The 15,529-nt window shown below is 65.6% G+C and carries 16 protein-coding genes and 1 riboswitch; of the genes, 1 reads left to right on the top strand and 15 read right to left on the bottom strand.

Going from position 1 to position 15,529, the window contains the following annotated elements; all coding sequences use genetic code 11:
- Nucleotides 1-17: 17 nt before the first annotated feature.
- The 15 genes from ACK4TE_RS11470 to ACK4TE_RS11400 all read right to left on the bottom strand — a co-directional run bounded on the left by ACK4TE_RS11470 (nucleotide 18) and on the right by ACK4TE_RS11400 (nucleotide 14,957).
- A complete protein-coding gene (locus ACK4TE_RS11470) occupies nucleotides 18-950 on the bottom strand; it encodes a type II secretion system F family protein (protein WP_409911652.1) in 933 nt (310 codons plus the stop codon).
- Nucleotides 951-960: 10 nt separating this feature from the next.
- Entirely contained in the window at nucleotides 961-1,944 is a 984-nt protein-coding gene (locus tag ACK4TE_RS11465) for a type II secretion system F family protein (protein WP_409911651.1), read from the bottom strand.
- An 18-nt stretch (nucleotides 1,945-1,962) separates the two neighbouring features.
- The gene (locus ACK4TE_RS11460) at nucleotides 1,963-3,345 is read right to left on the bottom strand and encodes a CpaF family protein (protein ID WP_409911650.1); all 1,383 of its coding nucleotides are present in this window, start codon (nucleotides 3,343-3,345) and stop codon (nucleotides 1,963-1,965) included.
- Nucleotides 3,342-4,532 carry a CpaE family protein gene (locus ACK4TE_RS11455; RefSeq protein WP_409911649.1) on the bottom strand — a complete coding sequence of 397 codons (1,191 nt, stop codon included), beginning with the start codon at nucleotides 4,530-4,532 and terminating at the stop codon, nucleotides 3,342-3,344. Before ACK4TE_RS11455 ends, ACK4TE_RS11460 begins: the two co-directional genes overlap by 4 nt.
- Nucleotides 4,533-4,558: 26 nt before the next feature.
- A complete protein-coding gene (locus tag ACK4TE_RS11450) occupies nucleotides 4,559-4,822 on the bottom strand; it encodes a hypothetical protein (protein WP_409911648.1) in 264 nt (87 codons plus the stop codon).
- A gap of 3 nt (nucleotides 4,823-4,825) precedes the next feature.
- Nucleotides 4,826-6,124: a type II and III secretion system protein family protein gene (locus ACK4TE_RS11445; RefSeq protein WP_409911647.1), complete on the bottom strand. Its 1,299-nt coding sequence runs from the start codon at nucleotides 6,122-6,124 to the stop codon at nucleotides 4,826-4,828.
- Nucleotides 6,124-7,008 (bottom strand): Flp pilus assembly protein CpaB, encoded by an 885-nt coding sequence (cpaB, locus tag ACK4TE_RS11440; RefSeq protein WP_409911646.1) that lies wholly within the window; start codon nucleotides 7,006-7,008, stop codon nucleotides 6,124-6,126. The genes ACK4TE_RS11445 and cpaB overlap by 1 nt, the downstream gene beginning before the upstream one ends.
- Nucleotides 7,009-7,236: 228 nt before the next feature.
- Nucleotides 7,237-7,941 carry a metallophosphoesterase family protein gene (locus ACK4TE_RS11435; RefSeq protein WP_409911645.1) on the bottom strand — a complete coding sequence of 235 codons (705 nt, stop codon included), beginning with the start codon at nucleotides 7,939-7,941 and terminating at the stop codon, nucleotides 7,237-7,239.
- A 46-nt stretch (nucleotides 7,942-7,987) separates the two neighbouring features.
- Complete coding sequence (locus ACK4TE_RS11430) at nucleotides 7,988-8,977, bottom strand: threonine/serine dehydratase (RefSeq protein WP_409911644.1); 990 nt, start codon at nucleotides 8,975-8,977, stop codon at nucleotides 7,988-7,990.
- A 286-nt stretch (nucleotides 8,978-9,263) separates the two neighbouring features.
- A complete protein-coding gene (gene galU, locus ACK4TE_RS11425) occupies nucleotides 9,264-10,136 on the bottom strand; it encodes a UTP--glucose-1-phosphate uridylyltransferase GalU (RefSeq protein WP_409911643.1) in 873 nt (290 codons plus the stop codon).
- Nucleotides 10,137-10,214: 78 nt separating this feature from the next.
- Nucleotides 10,215-10,451: a hypothetical protein gene (locus tag ACK4TE_RS11420; protein ID WP_409911642.1), complete on the bottom strand. Its 237-nt coding sequence runs from the start codon at nucleotides 10,449-10,451 to the stop codon at nucleotides 10,215-10,217.
- Between the two features lie 120 nt (nucleotides 10,452-10,571).
- A complete protein-coding gene (locus tag ACK4TE_RS11415; RefSeq protein WP_409911641.1) occupies nucleotides 10,572-11,327 on the bottom strand; it encodes an ABC transporter ATP-binding protein in 756 nt (251 codons plus the stop codon).
- Nucleotides 11,324-12,307: a FecCD family ABC transporter permease gene (locus ACK4TE_RS11410; RefSeq protein ID WP_409911640.1), complete on the bottom strand. Its 984-nt coding sequence runs from the start codon at nucleotides 12,305-12,307 to the stop codon at nucleotides 11,324-11,326. Before ACK4TE_RS11410 ends, ACK4TE_RS11415 begins: the two co-directional genes overlap by 4 nt.
- Nucleotides 12,304-13,101, bottom strand: a complete 798-nt coding sequence (locus ACK4TE_RS11405; protein ID WP_409911639.1) for an ABC transporter substrate-binding protein — start codon at nucleotides 13,099-13,101, stop codon at nucleotides 12,304-12,306. The genes ACK4TE_RS11410 and ACK4TE_RS11405 overlap by 4 nt, the downstream gene beginning before the upstream one ends.
- Nucleotides 13,098-14,957 (bottom strand): TonB-dependent receptor plug domain-containing protein, encoded by a 1,860-nt coding sequence (locus tag ACK4TE_RS11400; RefSeq protein WP_409911638.1) that lies wholly within the window; start codon nucleotides 14,955-14,957, stop codon nucleotides 13,098-13,100. The genes ACK4TE_RS11405 and ACK4TE_RS11400 overlap by 4 nt, the downstream gene beginning before the upstream one ends.
- 111 nt (nucleotides 14,958-15,068) lie before the next feature.
- Nucleotides 15,069-15,256: riboswitch (cobalamin riboswitch) on the bottom strand.
- A gap of 126 nt (nucleotides 15,257-15,382) precedes the next feature.
- Between ACK4TE_RS11400 and ACK4TE_RS11395 the strand changes: the two genes are divergently transcribed.
- Nucleotides 15,383-15,529: transposase (locus ACK4TE_RS11395; protein WP_409911675.1), on the top strand; the 147-nt coding region annotated here is incomplete at its 3' end.

Raw genomic sequence — 15,529 nt, 5'->3', positions numbered from 1 at the left:
TTCGCCTAGCGGGCATGTCACTCGAACACGCTGCCCAGCATGACCACCGCGGGCAGGGTCAGCACCCCCAGAAGGACCGGAAACACGAATAAAATCAAGGGCAGTGTCAGTTTTGCAGGCAGGGCCATCGCCTTTTCCTCGGCATAGAGAATGCGCCGCTGGCGCATGTCTGCCGAGAAAACCCGCAGGGTCTGGCCAAGGCTGGTGCCCATTTCCTCGGCTTGGCGCAGCATCGTGGCCAGCGAGCCCGCCTCCTCGATTCCCATCCGGTCGGCAAACGCCCGCCAGGCATTCTTGCGCGCCTTGCCCGCGCGCAGTTCCAGCGACAGGGTGCGCATGTGCCCGGCGATGATCGGGTGGCGCAGCTCCAGTTCCTCGCCGACCCGCTGCACCGCCGCGTCGAGGCTGAGCCCCGCCTCCACGCAGGCCAGCATAAGGTCCATCATGTCCGGGAAGCCGCCCGAGCAGGCCTGCCGCCGCTTCTCGATCTGCATGTCGAGGAACTTGCCGGGCGCCGCGAGACCCGCGAGCACGAGAATGATCGACGCCATCACCGGCGCATATTTCGGCAGCTCGCTCATGTAGGGCAGCGCGAAGAACAGGCCCACCTGCGGGATCACCACGCAGACGAAGCGCGCAAAGAAATAGCGCGACACGGCATTCTTCTGGTGGAAGCCCGCCTGGTTCAGCTTCGCGCGAACCGCATTGACCTCCTGCCCTTCGGTCGGCGCCGCATTGTCCGCCAGCCCCATGACGGCCCGGCCGATGCGGCTCTCGTTCCGGCGCGGCTCATCCGCATTCTCCGGCGACCGCCGCACGAGGCGCTTGGCCACTTCATCCGCAGCCTGACGGCTGCGCACGAAGGACACCAGACCCGGAATCGCCGCCAGTAGCGCGAGCAGCAGCATCGCGCCAGGCAGGATCGGACCGGAGAGGAGTGCAGCGCCCATCTGTATCAGGTCACATCTTGAAGTTGATCATCTTGTTCATGACCATGTTGCCGATGGCCATCCACACGAACAGGCCGGCAAAGCCGTACTGGATCAGCGGGTCATGAATCACGTCGCCATAGAATCGGGGCTGCATGAAATGGATCACCGTCATCACCATGAAAGGCGCCGATGTCAGGATCATTGCCGAGGTGCGCCCCTCGGATGAGGCCGCGCGCACTTTCAGCCGCATGGTCTGGCGGCCGCGGATGGTGTCGGTGTTTGACTTCAGCAGCTCGGTGAGATTGCCGCCGGTCTTTTCTTGCAGACGCACGGTCGCGGCAAACAGCTCCACATCCGGATCGCCCGCCCGCTCCGCCATGCGCTGCACGGCATTGGTCAGCGACATGCCGTAGGACACTTCGTCGGCAGTCATGCCGAACTCCGTCCCGATCGGGTCCGGCATCTCGCGCGCCACAAGACCCACGGCCGTCGCCACCGGGTGGCCGGCCTCGAGGCTGCGGCAGACGATCTGCAACGCGTCCGGCAGCTGCGCCGCCAGCTTCTTCGCCCGCTTGCCCGCAAGGTGTTTGATCACCGCAAACGGCGCGGCCACCAGAAAGACCAGGTAAACCGGTACCGCCGCCCAGATGCCGCCGAGATAATACCAGGCAAGCCCCGCCGGAATGAGCGCGCCCGCGGCCGACATGATCGCCCATTTCGCCGGCTCGAACTTCAGCCCCGAGCGTACGATCAGCTGGTTGATCCCGCGCAGCGACATCGCGAGATTGCCATCCCGGTCCAGGCCGCGGCTCTTGCGCAGCTCAATCATCGCCTCGTTATGCGTTTCGTAGCGCTCCTTGAACTGCAGGCGCCGGTTCACTACGCGCTGCGTCTGCGCCTGTGTCACCAGTCCCATCACGGACTGGATCGCCAGAAACACAGCGCCCGTCGCCATGATCGCCGGGATCAGCAGCGCCGCATCAAGGCTGGTCAGATCAGGCAGGCCAAACACGAACCACGCGCCTCCGGATCAGAACCGGTTTGTCGGATCGAACAGCCCGGGCGGCATATGCACGCCCTTGCGCTCCATCTCGTCGAGGAATTTGGGGCGCAGGCCGGTCGCGCAGAAATGGCCGAGCACCTTGCCATTCTCCGCCGTGCCGGTGCGCTCGAACTTGAATATCTCCTGCAGCTGCACCACCGAGCCTTCCATGCCGGTGATCTCCGCAATCGACACGACCTTGCGTGAGCCATCGGAAAGGCGCGTCGCCTGCACGATGAAGTTCACCGCCGAGGCAATCTGTCCACGGATGGCATCCTCGGAAATCTTCATGCCTCCCATCATCACCATCTGCTCGAGACGCGTCAGCGCATCGCGCGGATTGTTGGCGTGAATCGTCGCCATCGAGCCTTCGTGGCCGGTATTCATCGCCTGCAGCATGTCGAAGGCTTCTTCCGAACGCACCTCGCCGAGGATCACGCGGTCAGGCCGCATCCGCAGCGCGTTCTTGACGAGTTCGCGCTGGCGGATCTCGCCCTTGCCTTCAATGTTCGGCGGCCGCGTCTCCATGCGCGCAACGTGCGGCTGCTGCAGCTGCAGCTCGGCAGCGTCCTCGATGGTGATAAGGCGCTCGTCCGGACTGATGGCCGATGACAGCGCATTCAGCAGCGTCGTCTTGCCGGAGCCCGTACCGCCCGAGATCACCGTCGAGGCGCGGCACTTCACAGCGCCCAGGATGAAATCTGCCACTGGCCGCGGGATCGCCCCGAACTGCACCAGCTTGTCCATTGTCAGCGGCGACTTGGAGAATTTCCGGATCGACACCAGCGGCCCGTCAATCGCAATCGGCAACACTGCGGCGTTCACCCGGCTGCCGTCCAGCAGGCGCGCGTCTACCAGCGGCTGGCTCTCGTCCACGCGCCGTCCGACCGCCGCAACAATTCGCTGCACGATGCGCAACAGGTGGTCATTGTCTGCAAACCGAACCGGCGCAAGCTGCAGCTTGCCGCCCCGTTCGATGTAAACCTGGTTGCATCCGTTGATCAGGATGTCGGCAATCGAATCGTCCTTGAGCAGAGGTTCGATCGGGCCAAGCCCCGTCATTTCGTCCATCACCGCATCGGCAAAAGAGGCTTCCTCTGCGGCCGACAGCGCCATCTCTTCCTTGCGGATGATCTCCCCGATGATGCCGCGCACGCGCCGGCGCATCGTCTCGTCATCCATCTTGTCGAGCGCCGAGAGGTCCAGCTCGTCGATCAGCTTGGCATGAATGCGCAGCTTCGCGTCCAGCATGTCAAAGCCCGAAGCCGGCTCCGGCTTGCCGCGATTGACCAGCGGCGGCGGGGCAACCTCGGGCGCGGCCTGTTCGGGCGCTTCTTTCTTGACGGCGGGGGAGAAACCAAACCGGCTCATCTGCGGGCCTTCTTCTCTTTCTTCTGCGGTGGCGCCGCAACCATCAGGCCTTCCGGCGCAAACTGGCGCACCATCCGGTCCACATCCGTCACCAGCGGGCTCTTCGGCTTCACATCCGCAATCGGCCGGCCCAGGTTCACCGCCGTGCGGGCCGCATCCCAGTCCGAGGTGATGGTGATATCGATCTTGCGCTCGATCGCCTGCTCCGCTTTCTCGACCGGGAAACCCGCGCGGAACTGCTGCTTCTTGAACATCCGGTTCAGCACCAGGTGCGCCTTGTTCGCCTCGCCGCGCAGCACGTCGATATCGCGACACATGTCCGCCGCCGCGTGCAGGCTCGGCACTGTCAGCTCACTAACGACAATCACCTGATCGACCGCGCTCAGAACCGGCTTCGTCCACGCCATCATGTGCCGGGGCATGTCCAGGATGACGAACGGGAAGGCCGCACACGCCACATCCAGCAGGCGCAGCACGGCCGCCTCATGCGCCATCGCGTCCGCTTCCGGATTGCGCGGCGCGGCGATGATAGAAACCCCGTCCTGATGCTGCCAGCACCACGCCGCCAGCAGGCGCGCATCCAGCCGCTCCGGCGCATTCGACAGCGCCGCAAGATCCAGCTTCGGCACCGCTTCCAGGAACGAGGCCGTCATGCCATCGGCAAGGTTCAGGTCCACGAGGCACACCTTGCCCGGCCCGACCACGCGCGCCAGCGCAAATGCACTCTCGATCGCCAGCGTCGAGACACCGGCCCCGCCGACCGCGCCGCGAAACGCCCAGCACACCGAATTACCCGGCTCATCCTTCTCAGCCTCGGCGGTGTGATGCTCGGCCAGCCGCAGTGCGGCTTCCGCAATCTCGCCCACCGACGCCGATACCGGCAGCACATCCCATGCACTCAGCTTCGACAGCGCCCGCACCATGTGCGCCGGCAATTGATCCGACAGCACGATCACCGCCGTTGCAGGGCGCTCCACCGCCAGCATTAGCAACAGCTGGTCCCATCCCGCCATGCCCTGCTCGATCAGGATGAGCCCGCCGCCATGGCGCAGCACGGCGTCCGGCGCCGGCATGTGTGACAGGTCGTGAAACTCGGCGCAGGCCGGCTTCAGGCTTTCCAGCCGCGCGGGCGCGGCCAGCGCCGCAAGCGCGGGCACCGATCCAGGGGCCGGCGCAGCGGCCGGCATGTCTGCCCTTTGAGGAAGCGCGCTCATTAGTCTGCGACCCCCGTCCCGCCGGAACTGGCGAGCTGTTTTGTCTGCCCTTCATTCAGTGCCTTGACTGCCGCGACGGCGCGCACGCCCGAGGCAGATTCAACCGCCTTCGAATTCGGCAGGTCCACGTCCCGCACGGCCTGCTCCGCGATGTTTGCCCGCGTCGCCTCGCCGAGGAGGCGGCGGTCTTCCGCCTGGATCGTCTCGCAGGCCGTCACCAGCCCAAGGGAGAGGATCATGGATATCGTCAGTATACGTTTCATGTCTCAATTCCCCGAAATCTGAAGCGGCTCGCTCACGGTCTTGCCGAGCAGGAAGAATTCCGTATCGGTCGGCTCCGCGAAGGCATTGAGCGGCGAGCCGAGCCGGTCAGGATGCGATGCCGGCTGCACAAGGCGCGGAATCACGATGATCACCAGCTCGCTTTCATTGCGCTGGTACCGCTTGGACGAGAACAGGGAGCCGAGGATCGGCACGCTGCCCAGCCACGGCGTCTGGCGCACATCGTTGGAATAGTTGTTCTGCAACAGCCCCGCGACTGCGAAGGCCTGGCCGTCATGCAGCTCCACCGTCGTGTCGGCGCGGCGCACCGAGATGCCGGGGATTTCGATATTCGCCGCCCGGATACCGTTTGACCGGTCCAGCGCCGAAACTTCCGGCCGCACACGCAGGTTCACAAGGCCGTCGCCCAGCACTGTCGGCGTGAAGTCGAGACTCACGCCGAATTTCTTGAACTCGATGGTGATCTCGTTGTCCCGGCTCGCCACCGGTATCGGAAACTCGCCGCCTGCCAGGAAGCTCGCCGTATCGCCCGACAGCGCCACAAGGTTCGGCTCCGCCAGCGTGCGGATCACGCCCTTCTCTTCGAGCGCGCGCAGCTGCACGTCGATATTCTCGCCGCCGACATTGGTGAACAGAGCCACCGTCTTCTCGGCAAGGCCGGAGACCGTTCCGCTATCCGTCATTGTACGGAAATCATTGGCGTTGATCGCGTTGCCAAAGCCAATCTCGCGCACCGCGCTGCGACTCGCCTCCAGGAAGCGCACTTCCAGCAACACTTGCTGGCTCTGCCCCACGGTCAGCCCGTTCGCCACACCGCCTGGCACATGCCGCTCCGCCAGTTGCAGTGCCATGTCGGCAGCCGCCGCTGTCGTCACCCGCCCGTCCAGAAACACCCCGTCATGTACGGGGTAAACGTCAATCGGCTCGCCCGGAAGCAGGCGCTTCATGTCGGCGCGCAGCTCCTCGAGACCGAGCTTCACCTCGACCTCGATCAGCTCTGCAATGCCGCCCGCAGCATTATAAACAAGCACAGTCGTCGCGCCCGGCTTCTTGCCGCGCAGGAAGAAGGAGCGGTTGGACGTCGCCATCGCTTCGGCAATCTCCGGGTCCGCGACGACAATCGTCGCAAATGGCGAATCCGCCTCGACTACCGCAGACTTGCCCCGGCGCACTTCCAGCCGCTCGGCCCCAGGCGCAGCTGAACGCTGCGTCCAGGCATTTGCCGCCGGCACCGCTATCAGGCAGGCCATCGCGGTCACTGCAAAGAAACGTGTACTGAACATTATTGCGCCCCCAGTTTTTTCGGTTCGCTTCTGTCTACCGGCGCAGACACTTCCTCGTCCTTGTTGCCATTGATGACCCGCACGGTAGTCGTCGTGGGCGCAGACGCGCGCACGGTTGGTCTCGGCTGCACGACAGGCTTCACGACAACCGGCTTCTCTTCGGTCACCGCATGCACCATCGCCTCTTCATCCCGGCTGATCAGGGCAAGCCCCAGCGCCGCGCGCTGGCTTGCCGCGCCGAGCGCCAGCGCGTCTTCGGGCGTCACTTCCAGCGTCACGGTCTGCGAGGGCTTCGCGCCTTCCAGATTGGAATCGAACGTCTGGTCCACCGCCAGAACTTTCACATGCCGCAGCACGGGCCGCGCCAGGATATTCGCGGAAACCCGCGCGCCCTCTACCTGACCCTTGGACTCGTCGAGATCCATGAACTCGTTCACATCCACCCGGTCGCCCGGCAGCACAAAGCCCGACACGCCCGTATCATTGCGCACCACGATGGATACCGCCCGCATCCCCGGCTTGATCGCGGAGGCAAGCGTCAGCACGGCGCCCGTCGTGTCGATCTTCGGCAGCAGCAGCGGCTCACCCGGCACCATCATTCCGCGCGAATAGGCCTTCGGCCCCAGGTCCGAAATATTCCGCAGTGCGCCTTCCGGCACGGATTGCAGCGGCCAGTCGACTTCCTTGACGAATTCCGGAGTGATCACGGCGCCGGGTTCCAGCGTGGTGGTCAGTACAAGGATTTTCGTCATCGCCATGGCGGGCGGCGCAGCGGCCGCCTGCGCGTTCTTCCCGTCATCGGCGAGAAAGGATCGCCCGAAAAAGATGGCGCCGGCGCCCAGCAGGACCGATACGCCCAGACTTATCAGCGGTGCAGCTTTCATACAGATTGCCCTCTGCTGGCAGCATTCGGCTGCCTTCAGAGTGCAGTATGAACACGCGGATCATAAGGGCAGTTGAAAACAGGGGGTTAAATCTCGTCCGGGGACGGAAGAGGCCGTTAACCATGTTTTCATCCGGGGTTGCTGCAGTCTTGGCGCCGCGCCTGCGATTTGCGGTGCCCGTGAAACTATCTCGTTAACACTTTCTTTGCCATGCTGCGCCGCCCGGCATCAGGCATACAGGAATTTGTCTGCCGCGCCCGGCTCCAGGAACGCCGCCGTCAGCCGCCCGCCATACACCGCGCCCGTATCGATGTTCAACCGCCGCCCCTCGCCCGCAGCTTCCGGCAGGGAATGCACTGTCGGAGTATGCCCGTGGATCACGCGCTTGCCGCGCAGCGCCGGCGCCGTCCAGCGCGCCGGATCAAAAAAGGCCGGCCGCCGCGTCCACATATGCACCTGTTCGCCGCAATCGGGGAACAGAGCCGGGTCCACCCCGCCATGCACGAACACCAGCCCCGCCGCCTCCGCCACATGTAGCGTCGGCAATGTCTTCAGCCAGGCGACATGCGCCGCCAGCCGATCCGGCGGCACGAAGGCATACGAATCCATCGTCGCCTCGCCGCCATTGCGCGCCCACTGTTCCCAATCCAGCGACCTGCGATCGCCCGTCTCATGCGCATCGATCATCATCTGCTCATGATTGCCGCGCAACGTCACCGGCGCCGGCCAGCCGGGCACATCCAGCCTCATCAGATAGTCGATCACCTCCGCAGAGGCCGGCCCCCGGTCCACCAGGTCGCCAAGATGCACCAGCTGCACTGGCCGCCCGGAATATGCCAGCCGCGCATGATCGAACACCTGCGCGTGCAGGTCCTTCAGGCGCTCGAACTCGCCGTGAATATCGCCAATGGCGCAGTAGAGCAGCTTCGTCATGCGCCGCCACCTGCCACACGATGGCGGCAATTTCCGGGCATTGGGCTCAGCCCGCCGCGATCACCGGCGCAAAATCCGCCGCGTCGACATTGCCGCCCGTCACCAGTACACCCACGCGCGTGCCCTTCATCGCATCCGGCATCCGGCTCAGCGCAGCCGCCAGCGCAGCCGCCCCGCCCGGCTCCGCCACGATCTTCAAGTGGCGGAAGGCAGCCCGCATCGCGCCGCGCACCTCCTCATCGCTCACCCTCAGCCCGCCCGCCAGCAAGCGCTTACCTATTGCGAAAGTCAGCTTGCCCGGCTGCGGCGTCAGGATCGCATCGCAGATCGAGCGCGTGCCAGGCGCATTCGCCACGATCTCACCGCGCTCCAGCGAGCGCGCCCAATCATCATGCGCTTCCGGTTCCGCCGTCCATATCTTCGTCTGCGGCGACAGGCGCTCGAAGGCCAGTGCAATCCCGGTGATCAGCCCGCCCCCGCCCGTGCAGCAGATCAGATGGTCCAGCGTCTCGCCCATCGCCTCCATCTGTCGCGCAAATTCCAGTCCCGCCGTGCCCTGCCCGGCAATGATATGCTTGTCATCATAGCTCGGCACCACAACTGCGCCGCGCTCTGCTGCAATCCGTACACTGATCTCTTCCCGGCTCTCGGTGTTGCGGTCGTAAAGCACCACCTCGCCGCCATCGGCGCGCACGCCCTCAACCTTCACCTTCGGCGCATCGGACGGCATCACGATTACCGCCGGCATACCCATCAACCGCGCCGCCCGAGCTACACCTTGCGCATGGTTGCCGGAAGAGAACGCCACCACGCCCGCCTTCCGCTCATCCGGCGAGAGCTGCGCCAGCCGGTTCGTCGCCCCGCGCATCTTGAAACTGCCCGTCACCTGCAGGCATTCCGCCTTCACGAACACGCGCGCCCCCGCCGCCGCATCAATCGCGCCGTGGCTCAGCACCGGGGTCTCGCGCACATAGCCCTGCTGGCGCTGCGCAGCGGCCACCACGTCTTCAAAGGTCGGAAGGTCAGTCTCGCTCATGGCGTCCTCCTAGCCGGACACCTCCGCCCTGTCATCCCGGACACCGCAACGCGGTGAATCCGGGACCTTCTCTGCGCTATGGCCCTGTCAGGGCCTAGCCCATGCGCTGCGCTCTGACCGGGATGCCAGTTCTACAGAAAAGCCCGCCGGAAAAACCGGCGGGCTTCCCCCACAGCCGGCGGTCATTTGTCCCCCAAACGACCGCCATCTCCAGATGCGGCGCGTCCTGTTGAACGCGCTGCAGATCTGATAATTGGGAAGTCGTGCAAAACCTGTGCCGGGCGCCTCAGAGCGTGCCGGCAACCTTCTTCACCAGTGCGCGCGCAAACTCCGCCGTGTCCGGATTTTCCAGCGCGAAGGTCAGCACGGCATCGAAATAGCCGGTCTTGTTGCCGCAATCATGCACGCTGCCTTCGAACTCGTAGGCGTAGAACGCCTGGCTCTCCATCAGCTTCGCCATCGCGTCCGTCAGCTGGATTTCGCCGCCCGCGCCTGCGCCCTGTTTCTCCAGCAGCGCGAAAATCTCCGGCTGCAGGATATATCGCCCGGTGATCGCCAGGTTCGACGGCGCCGTCTCGCGCGGCGGCTTCTCCACCATGCCCGACATCCGGATCAGCCGCCCGTCGCGCTCCACCGGCGCAATCACGCCGTAAGACGAAACCCGCTCCTCCGGCACCGGATCGACCGCAATCACATTGCCGCCGACCTTGGCGAACGCGTCCACCATCTGCTTCAGGCTCGAAGGCTTGCCCTTCACGATCACGTCCGGCAGCAGCACGGCGAACGGCTCATCGCCGATCACATCGCGCGCGCACCACACCGCATGGCCCAGCCCCAGCGGCGCCTGCTGGCGCACAAAGCTCGAGCGTCCCGCCGGCAGGCGCGAGGCGTCCACAGCCGTCAAAATGTCAGTCTTGTTCTTGGCCTTCAGCTGGGATTCCAGCTCATGGGCATGATCGAAATAGTCCTCGATCGCGCCCTTCCCGCGTCCGGTCACGAACACGATATGCTCGATCCCCGCCTCAAGGGCCTCGTCGACAACATATTGGATCACCGGGCGGTCCACGACCGGCAGCAGCTCCTTCGGGATGGCCTTCGTCGCCGGCAAAACCCGCGTGCCAAGCCCCGCCACAGGCAGAACTGCCTTCCTGATACGCATCCCATACTCCTGATCGTCGCGCGGCCCGTCCGGGCCTTCCGCGTTCACCCTAGCAAATCGCCTGCCAAGCGAACTGCGTCAAATACCGGCGTTAAGCAAGATGGCGGCGATCCACACCGACAGCACGGTCACCAGCACCAGGCCGGCCGAATGCCCCGTCCAGGAATTGCTTTCCCGGCGCAGCTCCCGGGCCAGCCGTGCCTGCAGCGCCCGCGCGGGTGAGGGATGCGCCGCGTGGCTCACCGGCGCAGCCTCGCGGCCCTCCGGCGCAGTTTCCTGCCGGTCTGTCTCAGCGTGTTTCGGCGCGGCCTGCATGGCTCTGGAACGTCCTCTTTCCGGACAGCCTTGCTAGAAGGGCAAAGCTAAGCCCCACGTAATACCACAGGTGAAATTTCACCGGTTGCGCCGCTTGGTTAACCGTCGGCGCCCGTGCGTTCACTTTTGCGGCGCGCGCACCAGCTGCCCGCCCGCATCGCGCGCCACCCCGAACACGCCGGCCAGCACCTCCGCCGACAGCGCCGCCTCCGGCGCCCCGTCCGCTGCGATCCGCCCGCGGTCCATGACAAGGATGCGCGGGCAGAACCGCGCCGCCAGATCCAGGTCATGCAGCACCACCAGCACCGTGCGCCCCGCAGCCGCCTCGCCCGCCAGCGCCTCCATCAACGCCAGCTGGTGCGCCACATCCAGCGCCGCACACGGCTCATCCAGCAGCAGCACCGGCGCCGGGCTTGCCAGTAACCGCGCGAGGTGCACCCGCGCCTGCTCGCCGCCCGACAGCGCCTGAAACGGCCGCCCCATCAGGTGCGCCGCATCCGCCTTGGCCAGCGCCGCCTCCACCGCTGCGCGCCCCGCTGCCGCCATCTGCGCAAACGCGCGCGGCGATTCCGCAAACCGCCCCAGCGCGACCACATCTTCCGCGTTCAGGTTCCACGCCACCGGCCGCGTCTGCGGCAGCCAGGCCGCCCGCCGCGCCCGCTCCGCCACGCTGAGGCCCGCCAGTGCATCCCCGCCAAGACGCACCTCGCCCGCCTCTGGCGCCAGCACCCCCGCCATCGCCTTCACCAGCGTACTCTTGCCCGCCCCGTTCGGTCCCGTCAGCGCCGCGAACGCGCCCGCCGGAATGTCCAGCGACACACCGTCAACCACGCGCCGCCCGCCCAGCGATACAGATACTCCGTTCACGGAAATCATGTGGATGATCTCCCCAGCCGCGCCGCAATCCAGATGAACACAGGCCCGCCGATCAGCGCCGCCGCCACGCCCAGCTTCAGCTCCTGCTGGAAGGGCAGCACACGCACCGCAATATCCGCCGCCATCAGGATCACTCCCGCCAGCAGCGCCGAAGGCACCAGCAAGCGCTGCGGATCATGCTTCACGAACGGGCGCACCACATGCGGCGCCACGATGCCGACAAAGCCGATCGTCCCGGCCACCGCCACGCTCGCGCCCGTCAGCAGCGAGGTGCCGCCGATCACCAGCAGACGCAGCCGCTTCGGGTCCGCGCCCAGGCTCGCCGCCGTCTCGTCGCCCAGGCTCAACGCGCGCAGCCCCGGCCCCGCCAGCAACACCAGCGCCGCCCCGGCAATCCACCACGGCGCGCCAAACGCCATGTCCGCCCAGGACCGGTTCGCCACCGATCCCATCATCCAGTTCACAAGGTCCGACAGGCTGTAAGGGTTCGGCGCAAGGTTCAGCGCCAGCGACATCAGCGCCCCCGCCACGCTGGACAGGCCGATGCCGATCAGCAGCAGCGTCACGCTCCGCGCCCCTTGCGCCGCTGCCAGCGCCAGCAATGCCGCCGCCAGCCCTGCACCGAGGATTGCCGCCACCGGCACCGCAAGGCTGCTCACCGCTGCAAATCCGAAGAAGATCGCCACCACTGCGCCCAGCGCCGAAAACGCCGACACACCCAGCACACCCGGCTCCGCCAGAGGGTTCTGCAACAGCCCTTGCATCCCCGCGCCCGCCAGCCCCAGCGCCGCACCCACGGCAAACGCCGCTGCCGCGCGCGGCAGCCTCAGCTCCCACACAATCGTCCGTATACGGTCATCGCCCTGCCCGAACAGCGCCGCCAGCGTCTCATCCACCGGCAAGGGCGCCGTTCCCACCAGCGCCGAAGTCGCAAACAGCACTGCCGCGAGCAGCGCAAGGATCAGGTTGAGCCGGCTCACTGTCCCGCCTCCAGCGCCGCCGCAATCGCCGCCGCCTCATCCGCCACGAACCATCCCGAACACGACACCCGCGCCTCGTCCATGTCCACCACCCTCGCCCCGTCCATCAGCCGGTGCATCACCGGATGGCGCGACACGGACCATCTGTCCGTCGCATCATCATCAAAGCCGAAGAATGCCGCAAGGATCAGCACCGGCGGCTCCATCACCAGCCGCTCCAGCGGCAGCCCCGTCCAGCCTGTTCCCGTATTCGCATTCGCAAGGCCCGCCCATTGCATGATCGACCCGATCATCGTGCCCTGCCCCGCACTCACCCCACCCGGCGTCACATAAAGCGCCCGCTCTCCCGTCGCCGCACGCGCCGCAGGCCGCGCCACAAGCATCGCTTCCGCCCGCGCACCCTGCCCCAGCTCCGCCGCCACATCCCGCAGCAGCTGGCCCGTGCCTTCGACATCCCCGGCATAGCCGATCTGAACCGTCCGGATACCAAACCGCTCATACAGCGCCAGCGCCCGCGCATCGCCGCCCCAGCTGCGCACCACCACATCCGGCGCGAGCGCGACGACATCCTCTGCCGCCGCGCGCACCTTCGGAATACCGGCCGCCTTGTCCCTCAGCAGGCTGAACATACGCTCCGCATCCTTCGACACGGCAAGGATCTGCTCCCGGTCGGCGAGGGCCAGCACATACTGGTCCGCGCAATAGTCCAACGACACGACCGTAGGCCTCACCGGCTCCGCCGCAGCGAAACCGGCAAGCCCCATCAGGGCAAAGGCGGCCAGCGCCTGCCTCACCGCAGCTTCAGGCCCACAAACACGCCGGCGCCAGTATTGCGATAGCCAAACACGTCGGAAACTTCTTCATCGAAGATGTTCTCGCCGCGCAGCGTGATCGCAAGACGCTCCGTGACCGGATATTCCGCCGTCAGCGAGACAAGCGTGTAGGCATCCAGCGAAACCGCCTGCGCCGGGAACGGGCCGAAATTGAAATCGCCCTGTTCGCCGACATAGTCGAGCGCCGCCCCGATCCGGAAACCGTTCGGATTGACCTGCCAGTCTGCCGCAAGCGATGCCGTCGCCTCCGGCACGCGCACCTCATCTGCCCCGCCGAAATCCTGCGAGTCAAAAAAGGTCGCCTGCCCGGACAGCGCGAAATTCGCCGCCGCCTGCCACCGCGCCGCCAGCTCCACACCGCTGCGCTCACTCTTTGCAGAGCGGTTACGCGCCGTCGACGTGAAGTCCGGATTGAACGCGGTGAATATCTCGTTCTTCAGGTTCGCATCGAAATAGGTTGCCGACCAGTTCAGGTCGCCCAGCGTCTGCTCCCAGCCGATTTCCCAGCTCTCCGACTCTTCCGGCTTCAGGTCCGGATTGCCGATGAAGCTGCCGACAAAGAAGCCATAAAGCTCCGTCATCGTCGGGTTCTTCACGCCGGTGCCCACCGACGCGCGCACCCGCCCGCCAATTTCCTCGAACGCATAGCCTGCGCCGACACGCCAGGTCGTGGCATCGTCGAAGTCGCCCTTGTTGTCGTCATGGCGCGCCGAGGCTGCCAGATCGAAAGCCCCCGCCGAATAGCGATACTCGCCTGCAAAGCCAAGCGACTCGAACGTCTCGGACACATCCGTCAGGCCGCCATACTGCACGTCGGAACGGTCATAGCTCTCGCGCTCGAAATCCACGAGACCCGTCAGCGCATGCGCGCCCGCCGTATAACCCGGCGACCAGCTCACCTTCGTCCGCTTGCCCTTGGCATCGTCCGTCTTCACGCCGGCATTGAAATTGTCGCGGTCCACTTCATTGAAGCTCGCCCGGAACACATGGTCCAGCCCGCCGAACGATCCCGTCAGCGCCGCCCCGGCCAGCCACTGACCGGCCTCCGTGCTGTGCTCGGTATTGTTCAGCTGCCCGTCGAAATCGGAGTCCGCATCATAATCTGCCTCTGTGCTGCGCACGAGACCAACAAGGTTCAGCGTCCAGTCCGTACCCAGAGCAAATGTCCCTGTGGCGAGGCCCGAGAGCGCCTGAGACCCGTCCTTCTCGCCGCCGAGGCCGGATGTATCCACACCGTCCGTCGTCAGCCCCGACACGGCCACGCCCAGCGTCTCGCCGCGCCAGCCAACCTGCCCGCGCACGGTGCCGAAACTGCCCGCCTCAGCAAACGCACTGAGGCCCGCCGCCCCGGCGCTGGAGATCGACACCACCCCGCCGATCGCATCCGACCCGTGGATGGACGACGCCGCCCCGCGCAGCACTTCGATGCGTGCCGCCGGCAAGGCCGTCAGCAGGCCGAAATCGGTCTCGCCATTGATCGGGTCGGAAATCTCGATTCCGTCGAACAGCACCAGCGTATGGTTGGCTTCCGCCCCGCGCATCCGCACCTGCGTCAGCCCGCCGATGCCGCCATTGCGCGACACCGCCACGCCGGGCACCGCCCGCAGCTGGTCCACAGGGTTCGGCGACAGGCGGATGGCCAGGTCTTCTTCCGTCAGCACGGAAACCGAAGAGGTCACCCGGTCAAGGTCCGCCGGCCGCAGCCCGCTGACTTCGACCGTGTCGAGAACGCGCGTGTCGTCATCGGCAAAGGCAATGGAGAGACACGAATTGAGTACGAGCGCCGAAGCGCCCAGCAGTGCAAGTCTGAGGACCATGTCCGCAGCTCCTTCTAAGGCCGCCAGGGTCTCTCCCTGCGCGGCGGGTTCATGACATGTCGCATGAACGGAAGGATGCCTTCCGCGGCCCCTCGCCTGGTCCCGGGCGGCGAGCCAACGACGGCAACAGGCAGGTCTCCTGACTTCGCGGATCATCGCCCCCCGAGCTGCCTTCCCGGTTTCCCAGTGGCTTGTGGCTCGAACGGCTCCCCGCTCACAGTTACGGGCATAGCGCCGGATTTCCACCGGCTTCCCTTTTCACCCGGACTTTACCGGGCACCTGTCGCGCAAGCTCCCTCTAGGCAAAATTCCGCACCGCCGCAAGACCAGCCTAAAACCTGTAAAAAGCTGGAATCGCCTTGACCTGCCACTGAGATTTTCCTCCAGATTGAGTTAGAGTCCGGCCCCTCAGGAAGGACGGATAGATGAAGCGATCCCGTTTCAGTGAAGAACAGATCATAGCGGTGTTGAAGGAGATGGAAGCCGGCGCGAAAGCCGCAGATCTTTCTCGCAAGCACGGTGTTTCGGAGGCGACCCTATACAACTGGAAGTCTCGCTATGGCGGCATGGAT

The sequence above is a fragment of the Hyphomonas sp. genome (assembly GCF_046313975.1).
GTDB lineage: Bacteria > Pseudomonadota > Alphaproteobacteria > Caulobacterales > Hyphomonadaceae > Hyphomonas.
This window is presented reverse-complemented; position numbering and strand designations above follow the sequence as displayed.